Origin of the sequence: Modestobacter marinus (assembly GCF_011758655.1) — a bacterium.
Classification (GTDB): domain Bacteria; phylum Actinomycetota; class Actinomycetes; order Mycobacteriales; family Geodermatophilaceae; genus Modestobacter; species Modestobacter marinus.
The window spans coordinates 2,868,221-2,889,870 of record NZ_JAAMPA010000001.1 but is presented as its reverse complement, the minus strand read 5'-3'; the positions used below and the strand labels follow the sequence as shown (position 1 = coordinate 2,889,870).

The following is a 21,650-nucleotide window of genomic DNA, read 5'->3' as shown; positions in this document are numbered from 1 at the left end:
GGCGACACCAACCAGCGCCCGCTCACCGTTCTCATCGCCAGGCGAAGCTGAGCACCTGAGCTTCCTGCCGTGCCCTCGCGAACTCGCGATGCTCGACCTGCCTCACACCGTGCCCAGCCGGTCGAGGACGTCGCCCCACTTCTCGATCATGCGGCCCGAGCTCTGCTGGACGCGGGCAGCGTGGCCGCTCCGCTCGTACCGCTCGAGCACGGCGCGCCGGACGACCTCCTGGCGCGAGGTGCCCTCCGCCTCCGCGAGCGCGGTGAGTGCGCGCTCGAGTTCGTCGTCGGTTTGCAGGGTCATGGCCATCGTTCGACGGTATCGACGCGATACCTCCGACGGCGAGCGAGAGCTCGACGCCCGGGTGACGGTCGCCGTCCGGCCGTGAGCTGACCGGTCAGGCGGTCAGCTGATCCGGGCCCTCCGCGCAGGACAGGCAGAGCCAGTCGGGATCATCATCCGGGTCGAGCACGCAGCCCCGGAGGATGACCTTGCCTTCGGCGCCCAGCTCCATGGTGGCGACGTCCGGGAGCCCGTAGACCACCGGGAGCGCACCCAGTTCGCCGCACTGCGGGCACCGACGTCGGCGCGCGCGTCGTCCCGGTCGTGCGTCCGCCATGTGCCCAGCTCCCCGTTGATCGACTCGATTCGACGACTCTGCGTGACCGGGCAGCTCGCCATCAAGCCAGTCCCCCGAACGGGTCGACGACGGGCTCCGCGCAGGCAGACCGGCGCTCATGGTGCGGGCACAGGTCCGGCCTCTACCGTGGGCTCGCAGTCGATCCGGCGACGGGAGGGGCACGGCACCATGTCAGATGCCTCGTCCCCGACCGAGGGGCTGGACGACGGGCTCGGTCACCGCCGGGTGCACCCGCTGGAGTCGAGCGACCCACTGCAGATCGGCCCCTACCGGCTGCTGTGCCGGCTGCCGCGCGGCGGTCAGGGCGCCGACGTCTTCGTCGGCCGCAAGGACCCGGACGCCCCGCTGGTGGTGATCAAGAGCCTGCCGCCCGACGCCGGGGAGCTGGTCCGGCGGCGGTTCGCCCGCGAGGTCGAGAACGCCGCCCGCATCCGCAGTCCCCGGGTGGCCGAGATCGTCGACCGGGACCTCGACGCAGCCAGCCCCTACTACGTGCAGGAGTACGTGGCCGGCACCCCGCTGGACGAGTTCCTCGCCTCCCGGGAGGGCGGGCTCAACGCCGAGGAGCTGCGCCGGATCGCCATCGGGCTGCTGCGGGCGCTGCGGGACGCGCACGCGGCCTCGGTGGTGCACCGCGACGTGAAGCCGGCCAACATCATCATCACCGAGCGGGACGTCGTCCTCGTCGACTTCGGCATCAGCCGCTACCTCGGCTCCGAGGGGCCCGCCGGCACGGTCACCACCACGCTGGCCGGTCTCGGCTCGAAGCTGTTCGCCAGCCCCGAGCAGCTGCAGGGGCTGCCGCTGACCCAGGCCAGCGACGTCTTCAGCTGGGGCATGGTGGTCGCCTACGCGGCCGCGGCCCGGCACCCGGTCGACCCGGACGACGAGCTGCGCCCCGCCGACTACTGGCTCGAGCTGCAGCACGGCCGGGTGGACCTCGCCGCCGTCCCGCCCAACCTGCTGGACCCGGTGTCGCACGCCCTGCGGGTCGCGCCGGAGCGCCGGCCGTCGATCGCGGAGCTGGCCCGCGAGGTCGAGCAGCAGACCCGCTGGCTGGAGCAGCCCTCGGAGATCCCCGCCCCCCGGTCGGCGCTGCAGGACCTGCGGTCGGTCGTCGCCGTCCGGGAGGCGGTCCGGTACCAGCTCTCCCGGCTGGAGCGGGCGATCGCCGACACCCCCACCGGCTTCGCGGCCGCGATCGGGGTCGCCGTCCTGCTCGGGCTGGTGACCGCGATGGTCCTCGTCGGCCTCACCTACGTCATCGTCTGACCCCGAGGAGGCGTCGTGTCCGGTCTGTACCAGCGGGCGAGGGCCCAGCAGGCGCTGGAGGCCCGCCGTCACCGCTATCTGCAGCGGCAGCGGGTGCTGCTGCTGGTGTTCGCGGTCACGACGGTGCTCGGCTACCTCGCGCTGGTGGGCTGAGGTGGCGAAGAAGGACCTCGTCTGCCCCCGCTGCCTGGAGTCGTTCCCGGTGCCGCTGGTGCGCAGTCCCCGCGGCGGGCTCGAGCCGATGCCGGTGCAGCGGCGCTCGGCGTGGCAGCGGTTCAGCGAGGGACGGTGGGGTGGCCAGCCGGCGCCCGGCCCGTCGTCCCCGGCGCGGGCGGCGGCCTCCGACGCGGTCGACGCGGTGCCGGTCTGCCCGAACGGCCACCGCCTGCCGCCGGACTACGCCGCGCGGCCGACCGTCGTCGTCGGCGTCGTGGGGCTCACCGGCGCCTCGAAGAGCACCTTCCTGACGGTGCTGATCGACGCGCTGCACGCGGGGGCGCTCGCGCCGCTGGGCATCTCGGTCGAGCTCGACGAGTACAGCGCCGACCGGTTCGAGCGGCTCTACCACCAGCCGCTGCTGGTCGAGCACCGGCAGCTGCCGGTGACCGTGCCGCTGTCGGTGCAGGGCGAGTCACCGGAACCGCTGACCCTGGTGCTCCGGAGAACGGCGCAGGGCGGGCCGGAGCGGGCGATGAACGTCGTCCTGTTCGACGCCTCCGGGGAGCAGCTGTACCGGAAGGAGGACCTGGGCCGGTTCAGCAAGTTCCTGTACGAGGCCAGCGCGGTGCTCGTCGTCCTCTCCCCCGGCATGTTCCCCGGGCTGCAGGCGGTGGCCGACCCCGGCGAGGGCGCGCTGGGCATGGCGCGGCCCACCCAGATGCTGGTCAACCTGGCCGACCTGCTGCGTTCGGCGCGCGGGCTGCGCCCGGACGGCTACCTGCAGGGCGTCTCCACCGGCGTGATCCTCAGCAAGGCCGACAAGCTGCTCGCCCGACCGGACTTCCCGGCCGACACGCTGCGCAACCCGGAGATCAGCCTCGGCGGACTGCCGCGACTCTTCGAGGACGTGCGGGACAACAGCGCCCGCCTGGTCGACTTCCTGGAGGCCAACGGCGGCAGCAACCTGCTGACCACGTTGCTGACCCGGCTGCCGGACCCGACCGTGCACGCCGTCTCGGCGACCGGGTCGGAAGCGCGCGAGGGCGCGTACCCCTCGATCAGCCCGGTGGGCTGCCTGGAACCGCTGCTGGTGCTGCTGGCCCGGCACGGCCTGCTGCCCAGCGAGGGCCTGGACGACGACGCAGCTCCCCGCGCCGCCGGTGATCGGCTGGGCCGATGACCACCTGCCCGCAGCTGGTCTACACGTCGGCGAGCCGGACCCTGGAGGGGCCGGGCTTCGGCGTCGTCCAGCTCTCGCCGGACTGGCCCGCGGAGGTGGGCGACAGCCGCGCGACGCTCGGCCCGCTGATCGGGCTCGGCGCCGGGGAGTCGTTCGGTCTGCTGCACGCCGCCGGCGGACGGATCGCCTACCGCAAGGTGCCGGCCGGGACCGACGCGTTCGGCCGGCCGGGCAACTACCTGGTGCACCTGCTCTGGGACGGCGACAGCCGGGTCACGCCGCGGGACGTGCTGGCCTTCCGGAGCAACGGCGGGTTCCTCGACGCCCTGTCCGCGGACGCCGAGCCATCGCGGGAACTGCCGGCGCTGGAGGTGCCGTCGGCCCGCCGGTCGCCGCTGGCCCTGACCGCCGAGGACGTCGACGCCCTGGTGCCTTCGGTGGCGGCCGTGCTCGCGGCGGTGTCCAACGGCGCAGGAGTGGTCGGGCTGCCGGCGCGGACGCCGTCGGGGCGCGACGTCGCCGACGCGGTCTTCTCGGTGCTGCCGCGGGCGCTGGCTTCGGCGGTCGCCCTGCACGTCGGGACGGCGTCCGCCTCGGGCGACGCGTCGCCCGTGCGCGTGCACGTGGACGCGGGCCCAGACGTGCCCGCCGACGTCGTGCCCGACGGTCAGGACACCGCGCGGGCGCGGGCGCTGCTGGAGGCGGCGGCGAAGAAGGAGCTGTGTTCGGACCAGGTGCGCAAGCTGGAGACGCTGGACCGGTGGCTGTTCGCCGACACCTGGACCGGGATGGACCCGGCGGCGCTGACCCCCACCCAGCTGGTCGGGGTGCTGGAGTCGGAGAAGGCCGGGTGGTGGCTGACCAACCCGGACGCCGTGGACGTCGCCTGTGCGGCGGCCGGCTCGTCGCCGCAGGTCGATGCGTCGCTGCGGGCGGCGCTGGAACGGCACCCGGACGCCTGGGACCGGCTGCGCGACCGGGAACTGGACGCCGCGCTGGCGGCGGTGTTCGGCGGTGCAGGGAAGCAGGAGGTGCCGTCCGGATTCACCGAGCTGTCCGCGGCCGAGCTGGTCGAGGCGTTCGCCGCGGAGCTGGCGCGCGGCCGCCGGCTGACCGAGCTGGGCGGGGCCGCGGCCACGCTGGTCGAGGAGTCATTGACGCTGGCCCGGCCGGTGGCGCTGCTGGACCTGACCGACGACCTCGCCGGGCTGGCCCGGCTGGCCACGGGCCGGCCAGTGGTGCGGGAGGCGCTGGTGCGGGAGTGGGCGGGAGTCGACGAGTGGCCGGCGAACGGCGCATCGCTGCTCGGGCACCTGCTGCTGGAGGACCCCGACTGGTTCCTCACCCTGGCCAGCCACACCCCGCCGGCCGTGCTGCGGTCGGCGCTGCCCTGGGCGGCGGAGCGCCTCGAGGCGTCCATGGTCGAGCGGCTGGCGGTGACCGTGGCTGCCAGCGACCTGGCGGGGCAGGGTTGGGCGCTGCGGGACGTGCTGTTCCGCTCCGGGCTGGCCGAGGAGGAGATCGCCGCGATGGTGGCGCGGAACTTCCTGGCACTGGCCGGGGACGACGGCTGGCCGGGCCAGATCGCTCGGCTCGCTGTCGACGCCCTCGGCGCGGCTGCCGCCGGAGAGGCGTCCGAGGCGCACCGGAAGACCGGTATCTGGCCTCGGCGCCGCCGGTAGACCTCGCGTCCGACGTCCGACGTCCGACGTCCGACGTCCGGCTCCGGCGTCCGGCCCCGCAGCCGGCCGGCGCCGGTTGGCGACACCTGGTCGGCGCACGCTAGTGCTCTGGCTGCACTGGTGCACCAGAGCACTAGCGTTGCGGGAAGGTTGTCGCCGTCATACCTGCCGACGGACCGCGAGTGCTGTCCGTCGCCGATCGGTGGCCCTGCGGGGAGCCTTCGTCTCACCCCGCGGGCGATCCGCCGGAGCGACTCTGGCCGAACGTGACGGCCGCAGTGATACCACCCGCGGTATCTTCTTGCGCATGGCCATGACCCTCCGTCTCGATGACCACGAGACCGACGCGCTACGGCGCCGAGCCGAGCTCGAGGGCCGGTCGATGCAGGAGGTGGCCCGACAGGCCGTGCGCGACTACATCGAGCGCACCAGCAAGCGCGAACTGCTCGACCGGGTGCTCGACACGGAACTGCCCCGCTACGCCGAGGCCCTCGAGCGCCTCGGCCAGTGATCTACCTCGATCTCGACGACCTGCTGCACGTGGCTGCGCGCACCTTGGGCGAGGTGCAGGTGTGCGATGCCGGGCTGCTGGAGTCCGCGCTGGCCCGGCCTCGCTCGACGGCGTTCGGCGAGGAGGCCTATCCATCGATCCACGCCAAGGCGGCGGCGCTGCTGCACTCACTGGCTCGCAACCACGCCCTCATCGACGGCAACGAGCGCCTCGCGCTGGCCGGGACGATCGCCTTCTACGGGTTGAACGGCGTGCGCCTGGCCCTCTCGAACGACGAGGCGTACGAGTTGGTGATGGCGATCGCAGCAGGCGACATCGATGACGTCGAGTCCATCACGGGTCGCCTGTCCTCGAAGACCGCGCCTTGGGCCTGAGGCTGCTGCCACCTCGGCCGACCAGGTCGCCCCTGCTCCGCCGGCCGACCCGTGACCGGCCGGCGGGAGCAGTTCAGCGGCGGCGCAGCCCGGCGTCGGCGATCGACGGCGGGGTGTAGCCGGCGTCGGCGGCGCTGATCGTGGTGCCTGGCGGGACGATCGCGTCGACGGCGTCGAGCACCTCGTCGGAGAGGACGACGTCGGCCGCAGGCAGCTGGCTGGTGAGCTGGTCCATGGTGCGCGGGCCGATGATCGCCGAGGTGACGCCGGGGTGGCGGATCGTGAAGGCGATCGCCAGCTCGACCAGGCTCATGCCGTTGTCCTCGGCGAGCTGGGCCAGCGCGTCGGCGGCGTCCAGCTTGCGCTGGTTGGCCGGGTCGGACAGGTCGTAGCGGGCGCCCATCCGGCCGGCCCGGCTGCTCTCCGGGGCGTCCTGGCCCTTGCGCCACTTGCCCGACAGCCAGCCGCCGGCCAGCGGGCTCCAGACGAGGGTGCCCATGCCGTACTGCTGGCAGACCGGCAGCACCTCGGTCTCGATGCCGCGCACGAGCATCGAGTAGGGCGGCTGCTCGGTGACGAACCGGCCGCTGTGCCGCTTCTCGGCGGCCCATTGGGCCTGGACGATCTGGGACGGCGGGAAGGTCGAGGACCCGAAGTAGCGGATCTTGCCGGCCCGCTGAAGGTCGGTGAGGGCGTCGAGGGTCTCCTCGACGTCGGTGTCCGGCGACGGGCGGTGGATCTGGTACAGGTCGATCCAGTCGGTCTGCAGCCGGCGCAGGCTGTGCTCGACCTCCTGCACGAGCCAGCGGCGGCTGTTCCCCTGTTGGTTCGGGTCCTCGCCCATGGGGCCGTGCGCCTTGGTCGCGAGGACGACGTCGTCCCGCCGTCCACCGGCCAGCGCCTTGCCGACGATCTCCTCGGACTCCCCCGCGGAGTAGACGTCCGCGGTGTCGACGAAGTTGATCCCCGCGTCGAGGGCGGCGTGGATGATCCGGACGGATTCCTCGTGGTCGGTGTTGCCCCAGGCGCCGAACATCATCGCGCCGAGACACAGTGGGCTGACCTTGACGCCGGTACGGCCGAGCGTGCGCATCTCCATGGACGGTGGTTGCCCTCTTCAACCGGAAGGGCAAACGGCACGGACGAAGACCGGGCAGGGGCAGCTACACCACCCGCACCCGTCGGCCGGCTGCACGTCGACGTCGGCGGTGACGCCGAGCCGGTCGGCGTAGAGGGCCTTGGTCCGGTGGGTGTCGGCGACGGGGACCGGCACGAGCTCGAGCTCCATGTCCACGGCGACCACCCCGCCAGCTCGGGCGGCGCCCACCGGGAAACCGGTCGAGAACGTCGGATCCGTCCCGTACCGTCCGCCGGGCTCGACACCCGACGACCCTGGAGGACGACGTGCTGCCCGACCCTCTCGGCGCGCTGCAGGGCGCCGTCACACCCGGCGTCGCCCTGCAGGACGTCGAGGACATCAGCGACGCCGTGCTGCTGCAGGCGCAGTGGAGCGGCGCCATGCCCGTGCACCGTGCGGTCGAGGTACCGGGCACCGTGGATGACCCGGCCGGCCTGCTGCCGCCGGACGCCTGCGTGCGGCTGGACCAGCGGGCGGACAACTGGCGCGCGGTCCTGGCCGACGTCGCGGGCGCGATCGTGCACCTGCGGGTGCGGTGGGGCATCACCCGCGTCTCCCTCGTCGGTGCGGAGCGGGCGCCGGTCGAGGCGCTGGTCGACCAGCTCGCGGCCGCAGCGCGGGCGGTGGTCGCGCTGCCTGACGGGACGGTGCGGATGCGCTTCTGGTCCAGCGGTCTCCAGGAGCCGAAGAGCTCGGCGCGCACGGTCACCTCGCCGTCCTGGGACGAGGTGGTGCCGAACTACGCCCGCGCCACCGGCGTCGCGGTGACCACGCTGACGTCGATGACCGGACTGGCGGACCGCAGCGGCCGGCTGGTCCTGTGGCACGGCGCGCCGGGCACGGGCAAGACGACGGCGGTGCGAGCGCTGAGCCGGGCGTGGGCGCCGTGGTGCGACACCCACTACGTCACCGACCCGGAGCAGCTGTTCAGCAACTCGCAGTACCTGCTCGAGGTGGCCGGCGGCGACGAGGACGACGACGAGTCCACCGGGAAGTGGCGGCTGATCGTGGCCGAGGACTGCGACGAGTGCCTGCGCACGGATGCGGCGCAGCGGGCGGGTGCCTCCCTGGGCCGGCTGCTCAACCTCTGCGACGGCATCCTCGGCCACGGGCTGCGCGTGGTGGTGCTGCTGACCACCAACGAGGACCTCGGCGGCCTGCACCCGGCGATCACCCGGCCCGGCCGGTGCCTGAGCGCGGTGGAGTTCACGCCGCTCAGCCCGCCGGAGGCACAGGCGTGGCTCGGCCCGGACAGCCCCGCGCCGAGCGGACAGGTGACCCTCGCCGAGCTGTTCGCCATCCGGGAGGAGCGGGCCCTGCCCGCCGGCCGCACGCTGCGCGAGGTCGGCGGTTACCTCTGACCGCGCACCGGCCGGCGGTTCCGCGCAACCGTGGTGGTGGCCGACCGCCGGTGGGCAGCTGATCGCAGCACCCGACGAGCCATCGCCTCAGGGTCGGGCGATCCGGCCCCGGTCGTCGACGCCGCAGAGCGACCAGAAGTGGCTGCGCCGCGCCCCCTGCTGCCCCTCTCCGGGGACCCGGCTCAGCGCACGGTCGAGGCGTGACCACGACGCCGGGTCAGCCAGCAACCGCGGTAGGTCCTCGACGCCCAGGACACCGTGGTCGACCAGGATCCGCCCGTAGCGGAGCGCGGCGTCCGCCTTGGTCACGCCGCCGCGCGTCGACGTCCGCTGCCGGTTCCGCGCGGCGGTCTCCAGTGCCTGCTCGTCCGGGAAGCGGGTGAGCAGCCGCGGGAGCGGGTGGGTGTCTGCGCTCGTCGGGGTGTCCGCGAGCAGCGGGCCGGTCGCGCCAGGGATGAGCACGAGGTGCACCAGCGGGACGACGACCCGGTCGTGGTCCGCCCCCACGCTCCACACGGCATCGAGCACGCAGGCGGACAAGCTGGTCCACCGCTCGAGCCGCGGCTGTACCGGCGCGCGCTCTGTGTCGGACCTCCGCCTGACCTGGTCAGCCTCGACGTCGTCGTCGAACAGTGACGGTGGCGCAGCTTCCATTCGCTCATCCCTCCGGACAGGGCACCGCTGGCCGACTCCAGCGAGACAGAGTGCTCGCCGTCGTCATGGCAATGGCAATGCAGGTTCGTGCGTTCCTCGATCACCTGGGACGAACTGGTCGCAGGAGCGCGGTCCTCACGACGTACCCACGGTGAGCCGCCGCGCGACCGCTTCCCCGCCGACCCGCCGGATGACCGCCAGGTCGCCACAGACGACGAGCAGGTCACGCGCCCGGGAGAGCCCGACGTAGAGCATCTCCCGCGCCCGCTCCGCGCTCCGGAAGCCGTTCACCGCGAGGACGACGGCCGGCCGCTCCAGCCCCTTGAAGCCGAGTACGTGCCCGTAGAAGAGGTCGTCGTCGTCCCAGTAGGTCGCCCAGTACGCGTCCTGCCCGGCGGCTTGCCGCTCGACCTGGACCGGGTGCCGGCTGTACGTGGTCAGCAGCGCCAGCGACTCCGGCGGCCAACCCTCCTCGAGCAGCGCGTCCGCTGCGTCGTCGGCGACGTCGACCGCGTCCTCCGCCGCGCACGGGAGGAACCGCACCGGGACGCCGCTGCCGCCGCGGATCCGCATCTGCGCCGGCGCGAGGCTGCTGAAGGTGCCGGCGATCTGCTTGGTGTTGCGCAGGTTCTCCGGCAGCTCGATCGGCACCAGTGGCACCGTTGGCCGGCCCTGACGGGCGAACACCCGCTGCCCCTCGTCGGAGAACACGTACAGGCAGCCGTCGTCCGGACGCCGCAGCGCCGCGAGGACGGCGGGCCACCACGACTCGGCGAAGTCCTGCGCCTCGTCGATCACGATGGCGTCGAACCGCTCCCCCGCCGGCAGCCCCTCGGCCAGTGACGCCATCGTCTCGGGCAGCTGCTGCTCCCAGTACGAGCTGTCGTCGTCCGAGCCGGGGGCCACGCCCCAGCTGGTCCCGAGATTGTGGAAGGTGCCCGCGTACACCGGCCGCTGCCGCGCCGGGAGGGTCAGCGCGCGCCGCCGCAGGTACTCGGCGAGGCCGCGGGAGTAGCACATCAACGCGACCCGCTGGCCGTCCGCGGTGAGTCGCCGGGCCTTCTCGATCGCCAGCCAGGTCTTGCCCGAGCCGGCGCCGCCGCGGATCTCCACCCTGGGGTTGCCGCTGAGGTAGTCGAGCACCTTCGCCTGCGCGTGGGTGAGCAGGTCGCAGGCGGCCTCCCGCTCGGCCAGGTCGGCGACCAGGTCGGCCTGCGGGATCGCCGTCCCGGCCAGGCAGTCGACCAGCAGCTCGACGTCGTGCTGCGTCGGCGCGTCGTGCTCCTCCTCGGTGCGGCGCAACGCCGAGGAGATCCGGCCGGCCGCGTGACTGGTCTCCGTGCTGTCGATGACCAGCCAGCGCGGCGCGTCCGGAGCCGCGAAGTCGGCGGGCAGCACGGTCGTCGGCAGCGCGACGAAGTGGTTCGACCGTGGGTTGCCCCGGGACCACCGCGGGTGCCGGTACAGGAAGTCGCGCAACGCGTACTTGCACTTCAACGCCTGCTCGACCGGGTGGATCGCCTTGCTCCTCCCGCCGGTCTGCCACCACTGGCCCTCGCGCAGCGAGACGCTGCCGCCCTTCACCTCGATCACCGCGACGCCGACGCCCGGCCACGCGACGACGACGTCGGCCTCCCGGTCCCCGGACCGGTCGGTGAAGCGCAGGTTGCAGAACAGGACGGCGTCGTCGGGCAACTGGTCGCGCAGCGCCTGGACGAACGACTGCTCGGCGGGTGACTCGAAGGCCGGCTCCACCGGGTACACGCGCGCGGTCACGCAGGCATCCTGCTCACCGGGTGCCCGTCAGGGACAGCGACTCCCAGAAGACCGCCTCCCCGATCACCCGCACCCCCAGGCTGCGGGCCTTCCGGGCCTTGCCCGACTGGGAGTCTGGGTCGGCGCACACCAGCAGGCTGGTCTTGCCCGACACCGAGGACATCGGCTGCAGGCCGGCGTCCCGGGCGGCCTGCTCGAGGTCGTCGCGGCTGCGGGACATCTCGCCGGTGAACACGATCTTGTCACCCGGGGCGAACAGTCCGGGCCGTCGAGGCAGGGAGACCTTCGCGCCGGAGCGGACCATGGTCAGCGCGACGTCGACGTCCCGGCTCTCCATGCCCAGCAGCTCGGCGACGCGACGCAGGTCGGTCAGCTCGGCGTCGGTGACGACGTCGTCGGCCAGCGCCGTGGTGGCCAGCGCCTCCAGGTAGAGGCGGTGCGCGGCCCGTACGTGGTCCGGCCCGCAGCCGAGTTCGGCGGCGAGGGAGAACAGCTGGTCGGCCTCGGTGATGCTCACCAGCCGGTCCTCCAGCGCCTCGTCCAGCACGGTCAGGTAGGGCGCCATGCTCGGCGGTGCACCGTCCAGCGCGGGCAGGGCCGCGACGAGTCCACCGAGGTAGCCGTCCCGCCGGCGGGACAGTGCGGTGGCCGCGTCCCGGGGCACCGAGGGGCAGGGGTCGCACGGCGTGCAGGGCCCAGGCTCGACGGCCCGGGCGACGAGGTCGGCCCAGACGGCGTCGAGCGGTTCGAATCCCTCGTAGCCGCCGTCGGCGGCGAAGCGGACGGTCAGGCCGGCGCCGACCAGCGGTTCGGCGCCGAGGTCGGAGGCGAGCATCCGGACCAGCAGCTCGGCGGTCGCGCGGGCGTCATTCAGCGCAGCGTGTGCCTCCAGCGGTATGGACATGTAGTCGCACAGCGCCTGCAGGGAGCGGGTGCCCGCGCCGAAGAACAGCGGCGCCAGGCGCATGGTGCACAGCGACGGCGACAGCCCGATCGGCAGGCCGGCGCGACCGAACTCACGGCCCAGGAACCGCAGGTCGAACAGGGCGTTGTGCGCCACGACGAGCCGGCCGGCCAACAGGTGGCTGAGGTAGCCGGCGATGTCGGCGAAGGCCGGGGCGTCGGCGACGTCGCGGGCGGAGATGCCGTGCACCGAGGTGGGTCCGACGTCGCGGCCGGGGTTGACCAGGGTGCAGAACTCGCCCTCCACCTCACCGCGGTCGTCGAGCAGGACGACGCCGACCTCGACCACCCGGTCGACGCCGGGGCGCAGGCCGGTGGTCTCGAGGTCCAGGACGGCGACGCTCACGCTGCCTCCTCCTGCGTCGTCCCCGGCGCGGCCGGCCAACCGGGTGGGTGCTCGCGGGCGGCCTCCCCGCCGGAGGACAGCAGGAACGGCCGGGTGAGCCGCTGGCTCTCCACCTCGTCCCACGCGGTCAGCAGGTCGGAGACCCAGCGAGCCAGGGTGAGCGCCCGCGAGGCCAGCGGGTCGCCGGCGGTCTCGGGAGTCGCCGCGTCAGGGACGGCAGGCCACCGCGGACGGACGAGGCCACGGCGGCCCGACGGAAGGGACGCCAGGTGCCCGGCGAAGACCCAGTCCAGGTCGGCGATCTCCTGGCGGATCGCCGACGCCAGCGCCGCAGGATCGGCTCCGGCGCCGAACCGCGCAGAAGCTGACTCGGTGGTCACCAGGAGGCGTCCGCGCACCAGCCCGTCGATCCGCTCGTCGTCCGCCGGGAGGACCCAGGCGCCCGCCATCGTCGACTCGAGGCCGTCACCGACGCTCACCTGCCAGATGGCCACCCGCTCGTCGGTCGGCTGATCGACCACGATGATCCCGCTCATGCGTCCCCCGCTCTCGGTGCAACGAGGCGGACCATGGCACGGCGGACCGACGAGAGCCGGCGTCAGCGGAACGATTTCGTCCCATGCGGCCCACTCGCCCCAGGCGCCGCTCTCGGTGCGCCCGGCAGCGGGAACTGCTCGACCGGGTGCTCGACACCGGCTGCCCGCTACGCAGAGGCCGCCGAGCGCCTCAGCCGGTGACCCACCTCGGTCGCTGCGACCTGCGCACCACGATGTCGGGCAGGCGTCAGGAGCCTGGGCACGGCATCGGCGTCCAGCTCTTGCCGCCGGGCGCGTAGCTCCGGCAGCCGGTGTAGCCACTGGGGCCGGAGCTACCGGACGTCTGCGATGGAGCTGCCGTCCTCGGGGCACTCGACGAGGTCCGGGACGACGAGCCGGACGACTGCGAACGGGCTCGGGCCGCCGCCGCAGCAGCGTCCTCGGCCGACTTCCGCGCGGCCTCCTGCTCAGCGGCCTGCCGCGCAGCCTCCTCGGCGGCCTGGCGCGCCGCTTCCTCCGCGGCCTGGCGCGCCGCCTCCTCCGCGGCTCGCCGGGCCTCCTCCTCCTGCCGCTGCTGCTCGGCCGTCCGGGCCGAGTCGTTGGCAGTGACGGCGGCGTTCAGGTCAAGGCGGACGTCCTGCACCCGGCGCTGCAGCACGGTCAGCTCGCTGCCGGTCAGCGGCAGCAGCGGGAAGATTCGCGAGTCCCCATCCAGCAGTACACCGAGCGCCCGCGCCGCGGTCAGCGCAGCGACCAGCTCACCGGAGTGGGAATCGAAAGCGGTCAACTCGGCCGGGGCGACGGGCTGCTCGGCGACCGTGTCGGCCGCCGTCTGCTCGAGGGCGGCCACCTGCGCCGGCACGGTACACGCCACGTCGGAGGCGTGGAGGCCGCGGCCGGCCCCACGCGCGGCGTCCTGAGCCTGCCGCACGGGCGGATAGAACCGCTTGTTCGGCTCGACCACCAGCGCCACGCCGAAGCCCTCTCGGGCGATGTCGGCGTTCACCAGATCATCGCCGAGGAAGACCGCGGCGAGTTCACGGTCGTACCGGTCGTACTTCTCCTCGTCGTGCTCGAGCCGCACCTCGATCCCGATGGGGAGGCGGCTCTTGAGGTACTGGGTCGCCTCCGGGGCGAGGCACTCGACCGGCTTGGCGGGGTCGACCGACTCCGGGGTGTCCACGTTGAGCAGTCGCACCCGACGGGTCTCGCCGTCGTACCGCACATCGATGGTGTCGCCGTCCACCACTTTGGTCACCGTCGCGGTGACGGGTCCGCTCACTGCCTCGTGGACGACTCCCGCCCCGACCACCAGTGCTGCGGCGGCCACCGTCGCAGCGATCTTGTGGGCACCTACGACAGCGAACAGGCTCTGCATGCTTCCTCCGACGACCGGCCAACAGGTGCTATCCGGCGGTCACGCTAGGGAGTCAGGCCTTGACCGGAGGCTGGCCACGACGAGGCCACCCTCGGACGAGGTACCGGCCGCGCGCGGTGTCCCTCGATCCGGTGAGAGGCGGTGCCGCAGGCCCAATTGCCGTCGGTGACCCGTGGTCGTCTCAGTCACAGGAGCGGGACTCACCCGCATCCGGTCAGGAGAAGACCCGTGGACCAGGCGACGGAGCTGTTGTGGCGGGTTGCGCTGCGGCGTCCGTGGACCAAGCGACCGTTCAAGACCGACGTCAGGGCGATGGCCGCAGCGCTCGCCCCGGGTGACGCCGTCGACGGGGTGTTCCGGGCCAAGTGGACGGAGACGTCCGCCGGCGCACTGGCGATCACGTCCGGTGCCCTGCTCATCGGAGCGGCGCACCCTGGCCAGCCCTTCACCGACCTGCTGCGCCAAGCCAGACCAGGACACCGCCACGGCCCGCACGCCCTGGCCATTCCCCGCAGCGACATACGCAGAGTCGAGCCGATCTCGGGAGGCATCGCCGTGCACACCGATGCCCAGGTCATCGACCTGCTGGTGGCGGGCGACCCGAAGCTGCGCACAGCGCTCTTCCGGCTGTCCCCTCGATCTGCTGACAACGACAGCCCGCGGAACCGGACCCGGCTGCTGCCGCACGAGGCGCTGTGAACACCCGGCACCCGCACGGACGGAACCGGATCGAACGCCGGAACTGGTCGGTACCGGCCGGGGCGCTGCAGAACGCAGGTGACGCGTGGCGGCGCCTCCCGCCGTGGAGCCGGTGGCTGCTGGCGGTGGGTGTCTTCGTGGGACTGCAGGCGCTCGCTGCACCCACTGGGGTGCTGTTCGCCGTCCTGCTGCTGACCCTGTTGGGGCTCACGGGCGAAGCGGCCATCGAGCGCCGCCGGCTCTCTCTCACCGGGCCGGAGACCGAGCTGGCCGAGGCCGATTGGATCGAGGCGCGGGTGGCCGGTGCAGCCTGCCGCGCGTGGGAGGAGACGCTGCGGGAACCGTCCTGGTCCTCCTCGGCGTTGGACGCCACGCGCGCAGCGTTCGACGGCGACCGTGAGGTCGACGCCGTCATCGACCTGGCGCTCCGCATCCACGATGCCCGCAGCCAACTCGGGGCGATGCCGACCGGGCCGGCCCGAGTGATCTGGCAGCAGCAGTGGACGGCGCTGGACGCAGCGGCCGAGCGGCTGGGCGAGCGCGCCGACGCGCTGATTCGGCACCGCGAGCAGGCCGCGCAGCTGTCCCGAGAGCTGGCCGAGCTCGAGCGGTCGGCGCTGGTCGTCGACGACCTGACCATCGCCACGTCGGTGGGGTCCGAGCGTGCCGGGCTCAGCCCGGTCGCCGACGACATCGCCAGCACGCGGGCAGCGGTGCGGGAGCTCATCGAGATGATGACCCACACTCGGGCGCCGCTGGCCACGCCCGTCGACACCCCGTGACCGCAGACCCTGGAGTAGAGACGTACCGATGATCTGGTTCCTGCTCGGAGTACTGCTCGTCTCCGCCATCGCGGGCGGACTGGTCGCCTGGCGTGCCCGCGAGAGCTACATCGCCCTGGCGGTCGGCGGGAGCCTGCTCATGCTGGCCGTGACAGCGCTGTTCATCCTGTTCGTGCTGACCGTCCTGCAGTAGCGCGGCGCCGGCCGTGGCGTGACCACGCCGTGGCCGTCACCGCCGCAGTGAGGCGTAGCGATTTCATCCGCTGCCGCCCCAGCTGCCACAACCGTCACGACTTGGCCGGGAGTCGTCCGTGCCGGCCGGTAGACAGGGCGCATGACCGACCCCGCGGACCTCCAGCCGGCGACGACCGACGCGGCGGCGCAGGGCGCTCGGGTCACCGTCGAGGTCACCGCCGTACCCGTGCTCAGCTACGCACTGGCGCACAACGGCATCGCCGTCGTCTCCCAGATGGTGCTCACCGGGCACGACGAGCCGGTGCGGCACGCGAGCGTTCACGTGGGCATCCGGGACGCCGCGGGCCCGATCGGCGAGGCCGTCGAGCTGTTCGCCGACGTCGACCCGGGGCACACCACGGTGCTCACCGACGTGGGGCTGCGGCTGGACCCGGCGGCGATGCTGCAGGTCGAGGAGCGCCGTCCCGGCTGGCTGTCGGTCTCGGTCGAGAAGGACGGCGAGGTACTCGGCTCGGCGCGCGTGCCGGTGCAGGTCCTGGCCGCGGCGCAGTGGCTGGCCACGCCCCTGGAGCTGGCGATGGAGATGCTCGCCGCCCACGTTCTCCCCAACCACCCGTCGATCACCACACTGGTCGCCGAGGCCGCCGAGGTACTGCGCACCCAGACCGGCAGCCCGTCGATCCAGGGCTACCAGTCCGGCGCCGAGCGGGTGGACGCCGTCGCCGCCGCGATCTGCGCCGCCGTCCAGGCCCGCGACGTCCGCTACAGCGAGCCCCCGGCCAGCTGGGCGGACGTCGGGCAGAAGGTGCGCACGCCCGGTGAGGTGCTCGACGAGCGGGTCGGCACCTGCCTGGACCTGGTCGTCGTCCTGGCTGCCGCGCTGGAGCAGGCCGGCATCCGGCCGCTGCTGTGGCTGGTCGAGGGGCACGCCTTCCTCGGCTACTGGCGCGAGGAGCTGTCGGCGCAGAGCTCGGCGACCACCGACGTCGCCAGCCTGGTGAACCTGGTCGACCTGGGGCTGATCCGGCTGGTGGAGACCACGATGCTCACCACCCGGACCGAGCCGGCCGGCTTCGACGAGCTGCACCGCCCGCCCTACGCCGCCTGGCTCACCGGCGAGCTGGACCGGGTCATCGGGGTCGTCGACGTCTACCGCGCCCGGCGCGACGGCGTCCTCCCGCTGCCGGCCCGCACCCGGGACGCCGACGGCACCGTGCAGGTGGTCGAGTACCGGCCGGCGGTGCACAGCACCCCCGCCCGCCCGGCCGACACCGGGACGGCGGCTCCGACCGATGCTCGTGAGGCAGCCCCGCCGCGGATCGCCCAGTGGAAGAACGCGCTGCTGGACCTCAGCCTGCGCAACCGGCTGATCAACTACACGCCGCGCGCCGGGATCGCGCTGACCGTGCCCGATGCGCAGCTCGGCGCGCTGGAGGACCTGGTCAACGGCGGGACGGCGCTGACCCTGTTGCCCAGCGACCAGCTGGCCGCCGTCCAGCGCGAGCGCGGACTGCGGTCGGCCCGGGAGCTGCCGCAGGAACAGCTGGCCGAGCTGCTGCTGGACCGCCGGGGCCTGTACGTCGACGTCCCGGAGAGCTCGTACCTGACCCGGATGCGGGCGCTGGCCTACAAGGCGAAGACGGTGCTGGAGGAGACCGGCGCCAACAACCTGTACCTGGCGCTGGGCAGCCTCGCCTGGGAGCTCGATGGTCGCCCGCTGCGCTCACCGCTGATCCTGGTGCCCGTCGTGCTGAAGGCCCACTCCCGGTCGGGGGCCTACCGGCTGACCGTGGACGAGTCCGGCACCAGCACCCCGAACTACTGCCTGCTGGAGAAGCTGCGCCAGCTGCACGGGTTGAGCGTGCCCGGCCTGCAGGAGCCGACCGAGGACGGCGCCGGGATCGACCTGGACGCCGCGCTCCAGGCGATGCGCCTCGCGCTGGTGGAGCAGGGGCTGCCGTACCGGGTGGAGCCGACCGCCGACCTGGCGATCCTGGCGTTCGCGAAGTTCCGGCTGTGGAAGGACCTGGACGAGCACTGGGCGACGCTGAGCGAGAACCCGCTGGTCGCGCACCTGGTGCACTCCCCCACCGACCCGTTCGAGGATCCGGTCGCCGAGGACGGCTCGGTCGACCTCGACGAGCTCGCGGCCGGCGTGCCGGTGCCGGCGGACGCCTCGCAGCTGACCGCGGTCGCCGAGGCCGCTGCCGGCCGGACGTTCGTGTTGGAGGGCCCGCCCGGGACGGGCAAGTCGCAGACCATCACCAACCTGCTGGCCCGAGCGGTCGCCGACGGCAAGCGGGTGCTGTTCGTCGCCGAGAAGCGCGCCGCGCTGGACGTCGTCGCCCGGCGGCTGGACGCCGTCGGGATGGGCCCGTTCGCCCTCGACCTGCACGACAAGGGCAGCCGACCGGCCGTGGTGCGGGCCCAGATCCGCACGGCACTGGAGCACGCGGTGCAGGTCGACGAGCAGGGGCTGGCCGCCGACGGCGAGGACCTCCGCTCGGCCCGGCGTGCGCTGGCCCGGTACGCCACCCGGCTGCACGAGCCGAACGCCGCCGGCCTGTCGCTGTACAGCGCGCACACCGGTGCGCTGAGCGTCGGCGACTCCGTGCCGCCGCTGCCGGTCTCGCCGGCCGCGGTCGGTGGGCTGACGGCCGACGACGTCGCTGCGGTGCGGCGCGCGCTGGCCGGGCTCCCGGACGTCGCCGACCTGGCCCGGCCGCGGCCTGGGCACCCGTGGGGCTTCGTGGACGTCGCCGACGTGGACGTGCCGGCCGCCGCGACCGCCGCTGCTGCCGTCGATGCCGCCGTCGCCGAGTTGCTGGGGTCGGCGCGGCTGGCGCCGGTGCTGGCCGCGGTGCGCACGCCAGGCGACCTGGCCGGGCTGGCCCGGGTGCTGGACGGCCCGCCGGTGGACCTGGCGGTGCTGGACGAGACCCGGTCGGCACGCTGGCGCACCGACACGGCCGCACTGTCCGCCGACGTCGCCGCCTTCTGCGCGGCACCGGGCTTGGACGGAGCGACGGCGGCCGCGCTGGACCTGCCGCTGGCGGAGATCGCCGCCGCCGGGGAGACCGCCGCGCAGTCGGGCTTCTTCGGTCGCAAGAAGCGGCTGATTGCCGTCCGTGACTCCCTGGCTCCGGTGCTGACCGGTGAGGTGGCACCGAAGGCAGTACCGGCGCTGGCGTCGGCCCTGCTCACCGCGCAGACGGCGGCGCGGACACTGGCCGCCCGCGCCGCGGCGATCCCCGGGCTGCAGGTGCCCAGCGACTGGAACCCGCTGACCGATCCCGGCCTGGTCGACCGGGAGGTCGACTGGCTCCGGCTGGCCGGCGCGGTGGTCGAGGGACACGACGGCTTCCCCGGAGCGCTGCGCGCACTGCTGGCCCAAGGACCGGCAACCAACCCGTCCGCTGCAGCGGCGGTCGGCCGCGCGCAGGAGGCGGTGCAGCAGCTGCTGACCGTCTGCCGGTCGACACCCGAGCAGCTCGCGGGGTGGGCGGGCGCCGACGGGTTGTTCGCCCAGTGGCAGGCGACCCGCGCCGAGCGGGCGGTCACGGCTCCCGGGGTGCCGTCGCTGCGCCGGTGGCTGGACCTGGTCGCCGCCGTCGAGCCGCTGCGCTCGGCCGGATTGGGTGAGGCCCGGTCGGCGCTGCTGATCGGCGCGGTGCCGGCCGACGACGCCGTCCGCTCCTTCGAGCTCGGGCTGGCCGGCGCCGCGATGACCGAGCGGGAGGAGGCCACCGGGCTGGCCGTCTTCGACGCGCCGGTGCACGAGCGGGCGATCTCCCGGTTCTCGGCGGCGTCCCGGGCGGTGCGCCGGCACCTGACCGCGGCCCTGCCCGCGTCGGTCGTCTCGGCGCGGTCCTTCGACGTCACCGCCCGCGGTGGTCGGGTCGGGGCGCTGCAGCGGGAGCTGAACCGGCAGCGTGGCGGGCTCGGCGTGCGCGGGCTGATCGCCGAGTACGGCGAGTTGGTCACCGCCGTCATGCCGTGCGTGCTGGTCAGCCCCGACTCGGTGGCCCGCTTCTTCCCGGCCCGGGCCGGCCTGTTCGACCTGGTGGTGTTTGACGAGGCCTCGCAGATCCGGGTCGCCGACGCGGTCGGTGCGCTGGGCCGGGCGAACGCCGCGGTCGTCGTCGGGGACAGCAAGCAGATGCCGCCGACGTCCTTCGCCGAGCCGACGACCGACGACGACGCGCTGCCCGAGGACCTGGCCACCGCGGTGGAGGACGAGGAGTCGATCCTCTCCGAATGCGTGCAGGCGCGGGTGCCGCGGCAGTGGCTGTCCTGGCACTACCGCAGCCAGGACGAGTCGCTGATCGCCTTCAGCAACGGCCAGTACTACGAGAACCGGCTGTCCTCGTTCCCGGCACCGGTGCACGGGCCGGCCTCCTCGGCCCCGGACGGCCGCGGCGTCTCGCTGGTGCGGGTGGCCGGCACGTTCCACCGCTCCGGGGCGGGCAAGCTGCTGCGCACCAACCCGGTCGAGGCGGAGGCGATCGTGGCGGAGATCCGCCGCCGCTTCGCGCTCTCCCCCGACGAGCCGCCCTCGATCGGCGCGGTGACGTTCAACGCCCAGCAGCGGGCGCTGATCGACGCACTGCTGAGGGACGCCGGTGACGAGCGGCTGGTCGAGGCGCTGGACCGCACCGACGGCGAGGGCCTGTTCGTCAAGAACCTGGAGAACGTGCAAGGCGACGAGCGGGATGTCGTGTTGTTCTCCACCGCGTTCAGCGCCAATGACCGGGGTCAGCTGCCGCTGAACTTCGGGCCGCTGAACAAGGTGGGCGGTGAGCGGCGGCTGAACGTGGCGATCACCCGCGCCCGGCGACAGGTGGTGGTGTTCTCCTCCTTCGACCCGGCCGACCTGCGGGCAGAGCAGACCTCGTCGGTGGGGATCAAGCACCTGCGCGCGTACCTGGACCTGGCGGCCCACGGCACGGATGCGCTGCCGCGGGACGCGCGGTTCGCCTGGCTGCCCGACCGGCACCGGGACGACGTCGCCGCCGCGCTGCGTGGGCGGGGACTGATCGTGCGCACCGACGTCGGGTTGTCGGAGTTCAAGGTGGACCTGGCCGTGTCGCTGGCCGCCGCGCCCGACGTGCCGGTGCTGGCGGTGCTGCTCGACGGCCCGGCATGGGCGCGGCGGCGGACGGTCGGCGACCGGGACGGGCTGCCGGTGGAGGTGCTCGGCGGCATGCTGCGCTGGCCGGCGGTGGAGCGGGTGTGGCTCCCGGCCTGGCTGGCCGACCGGGAGACGGTGGTGGAGCGGCTGGTCACCGCCGCCCAGACCCCGGTCGCTCCCCCGCCCGAGCATCTCCCTGTCCAGACGGTAGAGCCGGAGCCGGAGCGGGAGCCGGGGCCGGCGCAGCCGGAGCCGGCGGCTCCGCCGGTGGCGGTCGAGTCACCGGTGACGATGCTGGACGGCGAGTGGCCGTTCCTGCCGTGGACGCCGGAGCCGGCGGGTGAGCGCAGCCTGCTGGACCAGCTGGGGAACCGGCGGGTAGCCGAGCGGGTGGGGCGGGTGCTGCAGGGCGGCGCCGAGGCTGAGGGGCCGATCCACCTCGATCGGCTGGCCCGGCTCACGGCCGGCGCGTTCGGGCTAGGCCGGGTGGCGCAGGCGCGCAAGGACGCGCTGGCGGCGCTGGTTCCCGCGTCGCTTCGGGTCGGTGCCTTTGTGTGGCCCGCTGGGCTGGACCGGTCGTCCTGGACCGGCTTCCGCCGGGATCCGGAGGGGACCCGGCCGATGGAGCAGGTGGCGCCGGAGGAAATCGGCAACGCGATGATCGCGCTGTGCCGGGCGAGTGCCGGGATGACCAAGGAGGAGCTGTTCGCGCAGACGCTGGAGACCTTCGGCTACCGCCGCCGGACTGCGGCGCAAGTCGCCGTCCTGGAGTCGGCCTTGGGCGCTGCCACGTCGGCCGGCCGACTGACGGCCACGGCGTCCGGCCTGCTCATCGCCTGAAAGCGCGCCGGTCCCGCCAACCCCGAGGAGGGC

General features: G+C 73.7%; 19 protein-coding genes. 11 read left to right on the top strand and 8 right to left on the bottom strand.

Going from position 1 to position 21,650, the window contains the following annotated elements; genetic code table 11:
- Positions 1 to 102: 102 nt before the first annotated feature.
- The gene (locus FB380_RS13655) at positions 103 to 303 is read right to left on the bottom strand and encodes a ribbon-helix-helix domain-containing protein (RefSeq protein ID WP_243850169.1); all 201 of its coding nucleotides are present in this window, start codon (positions 301 to 303) and stop codon (positions 103 to 105) included.
- A 94-nt stretch (positions 304 to 397) separates the two neighbouring features.
- Positions 398 to 544: a hypothetical protein gene (locus tag FB380_RS13650; protein ID WP_166755501.1), complete on the bottom strand. Its 147-nt coding sequence runs from the start codon at positions 542 to 544 to the stop codon at positions 398 to 400.
- Between the two features lie 264 nt (positions 545 to 808).
- Between FB380_RS13650 and FB380_RS13645 the strand changes: the two genes are divergently transcribed.
- The 6 genes from FB380_RS13645 to FB380_RS13620 all read left to right on the top strand — a co-directional run bounded on the left by FB380_RS13645 (position 809) and on the right by FB380_RS13620 (position 5,818).
- Positions 809 to 1,912 carry a serine/threonine-protein kinase gene (locus FB380_RS13645; protein ID WP_166755500.1) on the top strand — a complete coding sequence of 368 codons (1,104 nt, stop codon included), beginning with the start codon at positions 809 to 811 and terminating at the stop codon, positions 1,910 to 1,912.
- 15 nt (positions 1,913 to 1,927) lie between these two features.
- Entirely contained in the window at positions 1,928 to 2,065 is a 138-nt protein-coding gene (locus FB380_RS13640; RefSeq protein WP_166755499.1) for a hypothetical protein, read from the top strand.
- 1 nt (position 2,066) lies between these two features.
- Positions 2,067 to 3,251: a TRAFAC clade GTPase domain-containing protein gene (locus FB380_RS13635; RefSeq protein WP_166755498.1), complete on the top strand. Its 1,185-nt coding sequence runs from the start codon at positions 2,067 to 2,069 to the stop codon at positions 3,249 to 3,251.
- A complete protein-coding gene (locus FB380_RS13630; RefSeq protein WP_166755497.1) occupies positions 3,248 to 4,933 on the top strand; it encodes a GAP1-N2 domain-containing protein in 1,686 nt (561 codons plus the stop codon). Before FB380_RS13635 ends, FB380_RS13630 begins: the two co-directional genes overlap by 4 nt.
- A 307-nt stretch (positions 4,934 to 5,240) precedes the next feature.
- On the top strand, positions 5,241 to 5,444 hold the full coding sequence (locus FB380_RS13625) for a ribbon-helix-helix protein, CopG family (RefSeq protein WP_188959666.1): 204 nt from the start codon (positions 5,241 to 5,243) through the stop codon (positions 5,442 to 5,444).
- On the top strand, positions 5,441 to 5,818 hold the full coding sequence (locus tag FB380_RS13620) for a type II toxin-antitoxin system death-on-curing family toxin (protein ID WP_166755496.1): 378 nt from the start codon (positions 5,441 to 5,443) through the stop codon (positions 5,816 to 5,818). Before FB380_RS13625 ends, FB380_RS13620 begins: the two co-directional genes overlap by 4 nt.
- A 73-nt stretch (positions 5,819 to 5,891) precedes the next feature.
- On the opposite strand, the gene FB380_RS13615 is transcribed toward FB380_RS13620, so the two are convergent.
- Positions 5,892 to 6,917 (bottom strand): aldo/keto reductase, encoded by a 1,026-nt coding sequence (locus FB380_RS13615; RefSeq protein WP_166755495.1) that lies wholly within the window; start codon positions 6,915 to 6,917, stop codon positions 5,892 to 5,894.
- Positions 6,918 to 7,222: 305 nt separating this feature from the next.
- On the opposite strand from FB380_RS13615, the gene FB380_RS13610 reads away from it, so the two are divergent.
- Complete coding sequence (locus tag FB380_RS13610; protein WP_229682248.1) at positions 7,223 to 8,317, top strand: DUF5925 domain-containing protein; 1,095 nt, start codon at positions 7,223 to 7,225, stop codon at positions 8,315 to 8,317.
- 87 nt (positions 8,318 to 8,404) lie between these two features.
- Here the strand turns inward: FB380_RS13610 and FB380_RS13605 are convergent, their stop codons facing one another.
- The 5 genes from FB380_RS13605 to FB380_RS13585 form a co-directional block, all read right to left on the bottom strand.
- A complete protein-coding gene (locus FB380_RS13605) occupies positions 8,405 to 8,845 on the bottom strand; it encodes a hypothetical protein (RefSeq protein WP_166755494.1) in 441 nt (146 codons plus the stop codon).
- Between the two features lie 261 nt (positions 8,846 to 9,106).
- On the bottom strand, positions 9,107 to 10,747 hold the full coding sequence (locus FB380_RS26000; RefSeq protein ID WP_166755493.1) for an NERD domain-containing protein: 1,641 nt from the start codon (positions 10,745 to 10,747) through the stop codon (positions 9,107 to 9,109).
- A 13-nt stretch (positions 10,748 to 10,760) separates the two neighbouring features.
- Positions 10,761 to 12,056: an exonuclease domain-containing protein gene (locus FB380_RS13595; RefSeq protein ID WP_166755492.1), complete on the bottom strand. Its 1,296-nt coding sequence runs from the start codon at positions 12,054 to 12,056 to the stop codon at positions 10,761 to 10,763.
- Positions 12,053 to 12,592, bottom strand: coding sequence for a hypothetical protein (locus FB380_RS13590; protein ID WP_166755491.1), 540 nt, complete (start codon positions 12,590 to 12,592; stop codon positions 12,053 to 12,055). Before FB380_RS13590 ends, FB380_RS13595 begins: the two co-directional genes overlap by 4 nt.
- A 247-nt stretch (positions 12,593 to 12,839) precedes the next feature.
- Complete coding sequence (locus tag FB380_RS13585) at positions 12,840 to 13,970, bottom strand: thermonuclease family protein (RefSeq protein ID WP_166755490.1); 1,131 nt, start codon at positions 13,968 to 13,970, stop codon at positions 12,840 to 12,842.
- A gap of 228 nt (positions 13,971 to 14,198) precedes the next feature.
- On the opposite strand from FB380_RS13585, the gene FB380_RS13580 reads away from it, so the two are divergent.
- The 4 genes from FB380_RS13580 to FB380_RS13565 all read left to right on the top strand — a co-directional run bounded on the left by FB380_RS13580 (position 14,199) and on the right by FB380_RS13565 (position 21,617).
- Positions 14,199 to 14,669 (top strand): hypothetical protein, encoded by a 471-nt coding sequence (locus tag FB380_RS13580; protein WP_166755489.1) that lies wholly within the window; start codon positions 14,199 to 14,201, stop codon positions 14,667 to 14,669.
- Complete coding sequence (locus FB380_RS13575; RefSeq protein WP_166755488.1) at positions 14,666 to 15,451, top strand: hypothetical protein; 786 nt, start codon at positions 14,666 to 14,668, stop codon at positions 15,449 to 15,451. The genes FB380_RS13580 and FB380_RS13575 overlap by 4 nt, the downstream gene beginning before the upstream one ends.
- 28 nt (positions 15,452 to 15,479) lie before the next feature.
- A complete protein-coding gene (locus FB380_RS13570; protein WP_166755487.1) occupies positions 15,480 to 15,644 on the top strand; it encodes a hypothetical protein in 165 nt (54 codons plus the stop codon).
- Between the two features lie 141 nt (positions 15,645 to 15,785).
- A complete protein-coding gene (locus tag FB380_RS13565) occupies positions 15,786 to 21,617 on the top strand; it encodes a DUF4011 domain-containing protein (protein WP_166755486.1) in 5,832 nt (1,943 codons plus the stop codon).
- Positions 21,618 to 21,650 lie beyond the last annotated feature (33 nt).

What these genes read in the sequence shown, in the direction of transcription:
- FB380_RS13655 (WP_243850169.1), bottom strand. Translation starts at nt 303, where the DNA reads ATGACCCTGCAAACCGACGACGAACTCGAGCGCGCACTCACCGCGCTC.
- FB380_RS13645 (WP_166755500.1), top strand. Translation starts at nt 809, where the DNA reads ATGTCAGATGCCTCGTCCCCGACCGAGGGGCTGGACGACGGGCTCGGT.
- FB380_RS13630 (WP_166755497.1), top strand. Translation starts at nt 3,248, where the DNA reads ATGACCACCTGCCCGCAGCTGGTCTACACGTCGGCGAGCCGGACCCTG.
- FB380_RS13625 (WP_188959666.1), top strand. Translation starts at nt 5,241, where the DNA reads ATGGCCATGACCCTCCGTCTCGATGACCACGAGACCGACGCGCTACGG.
- FB380_RS13615 (WP_166755495.1), bottom strand. Translation starts at nt 6,917, where the DNA reads ATGGAGATGCGCACGCTCGGCCGTACCGGCGTCAAGGTCAGCCCACTG.
- FB380_RS13590 (WP_166755491.1), bottom strand. Translation starts at nt 12,592, where the DNA reads ATGAGCGGGATCATCGTGGTCGATCAGCCGACCGACGAGCGGGTGGCC.
- FB380_RS13585 (WP_166755490.1), bottom strand. Translation starts at nt 13,970, where the DNA reads ATGCAGAGCCTGTTCGCTGTCGTAGGTGCCCACAAGATCGCTGCGACG.
- FB380_RS13570 (WP_166755487.1), top strand. Translation starts at nt 15,480, where the DNA reads ATGATCTGGTTCCTGCTCGGAGTACTGCTCGTCTCCGCCATCGCGGGC.
- FB380_RS13565 (WP_166755486.1), top strand. Translation starts at nt 15,786, where the DNA reads ATGACCGACCCCGCGGACCTCCAGCCGGCGACGACCGACGCGGCGGCG.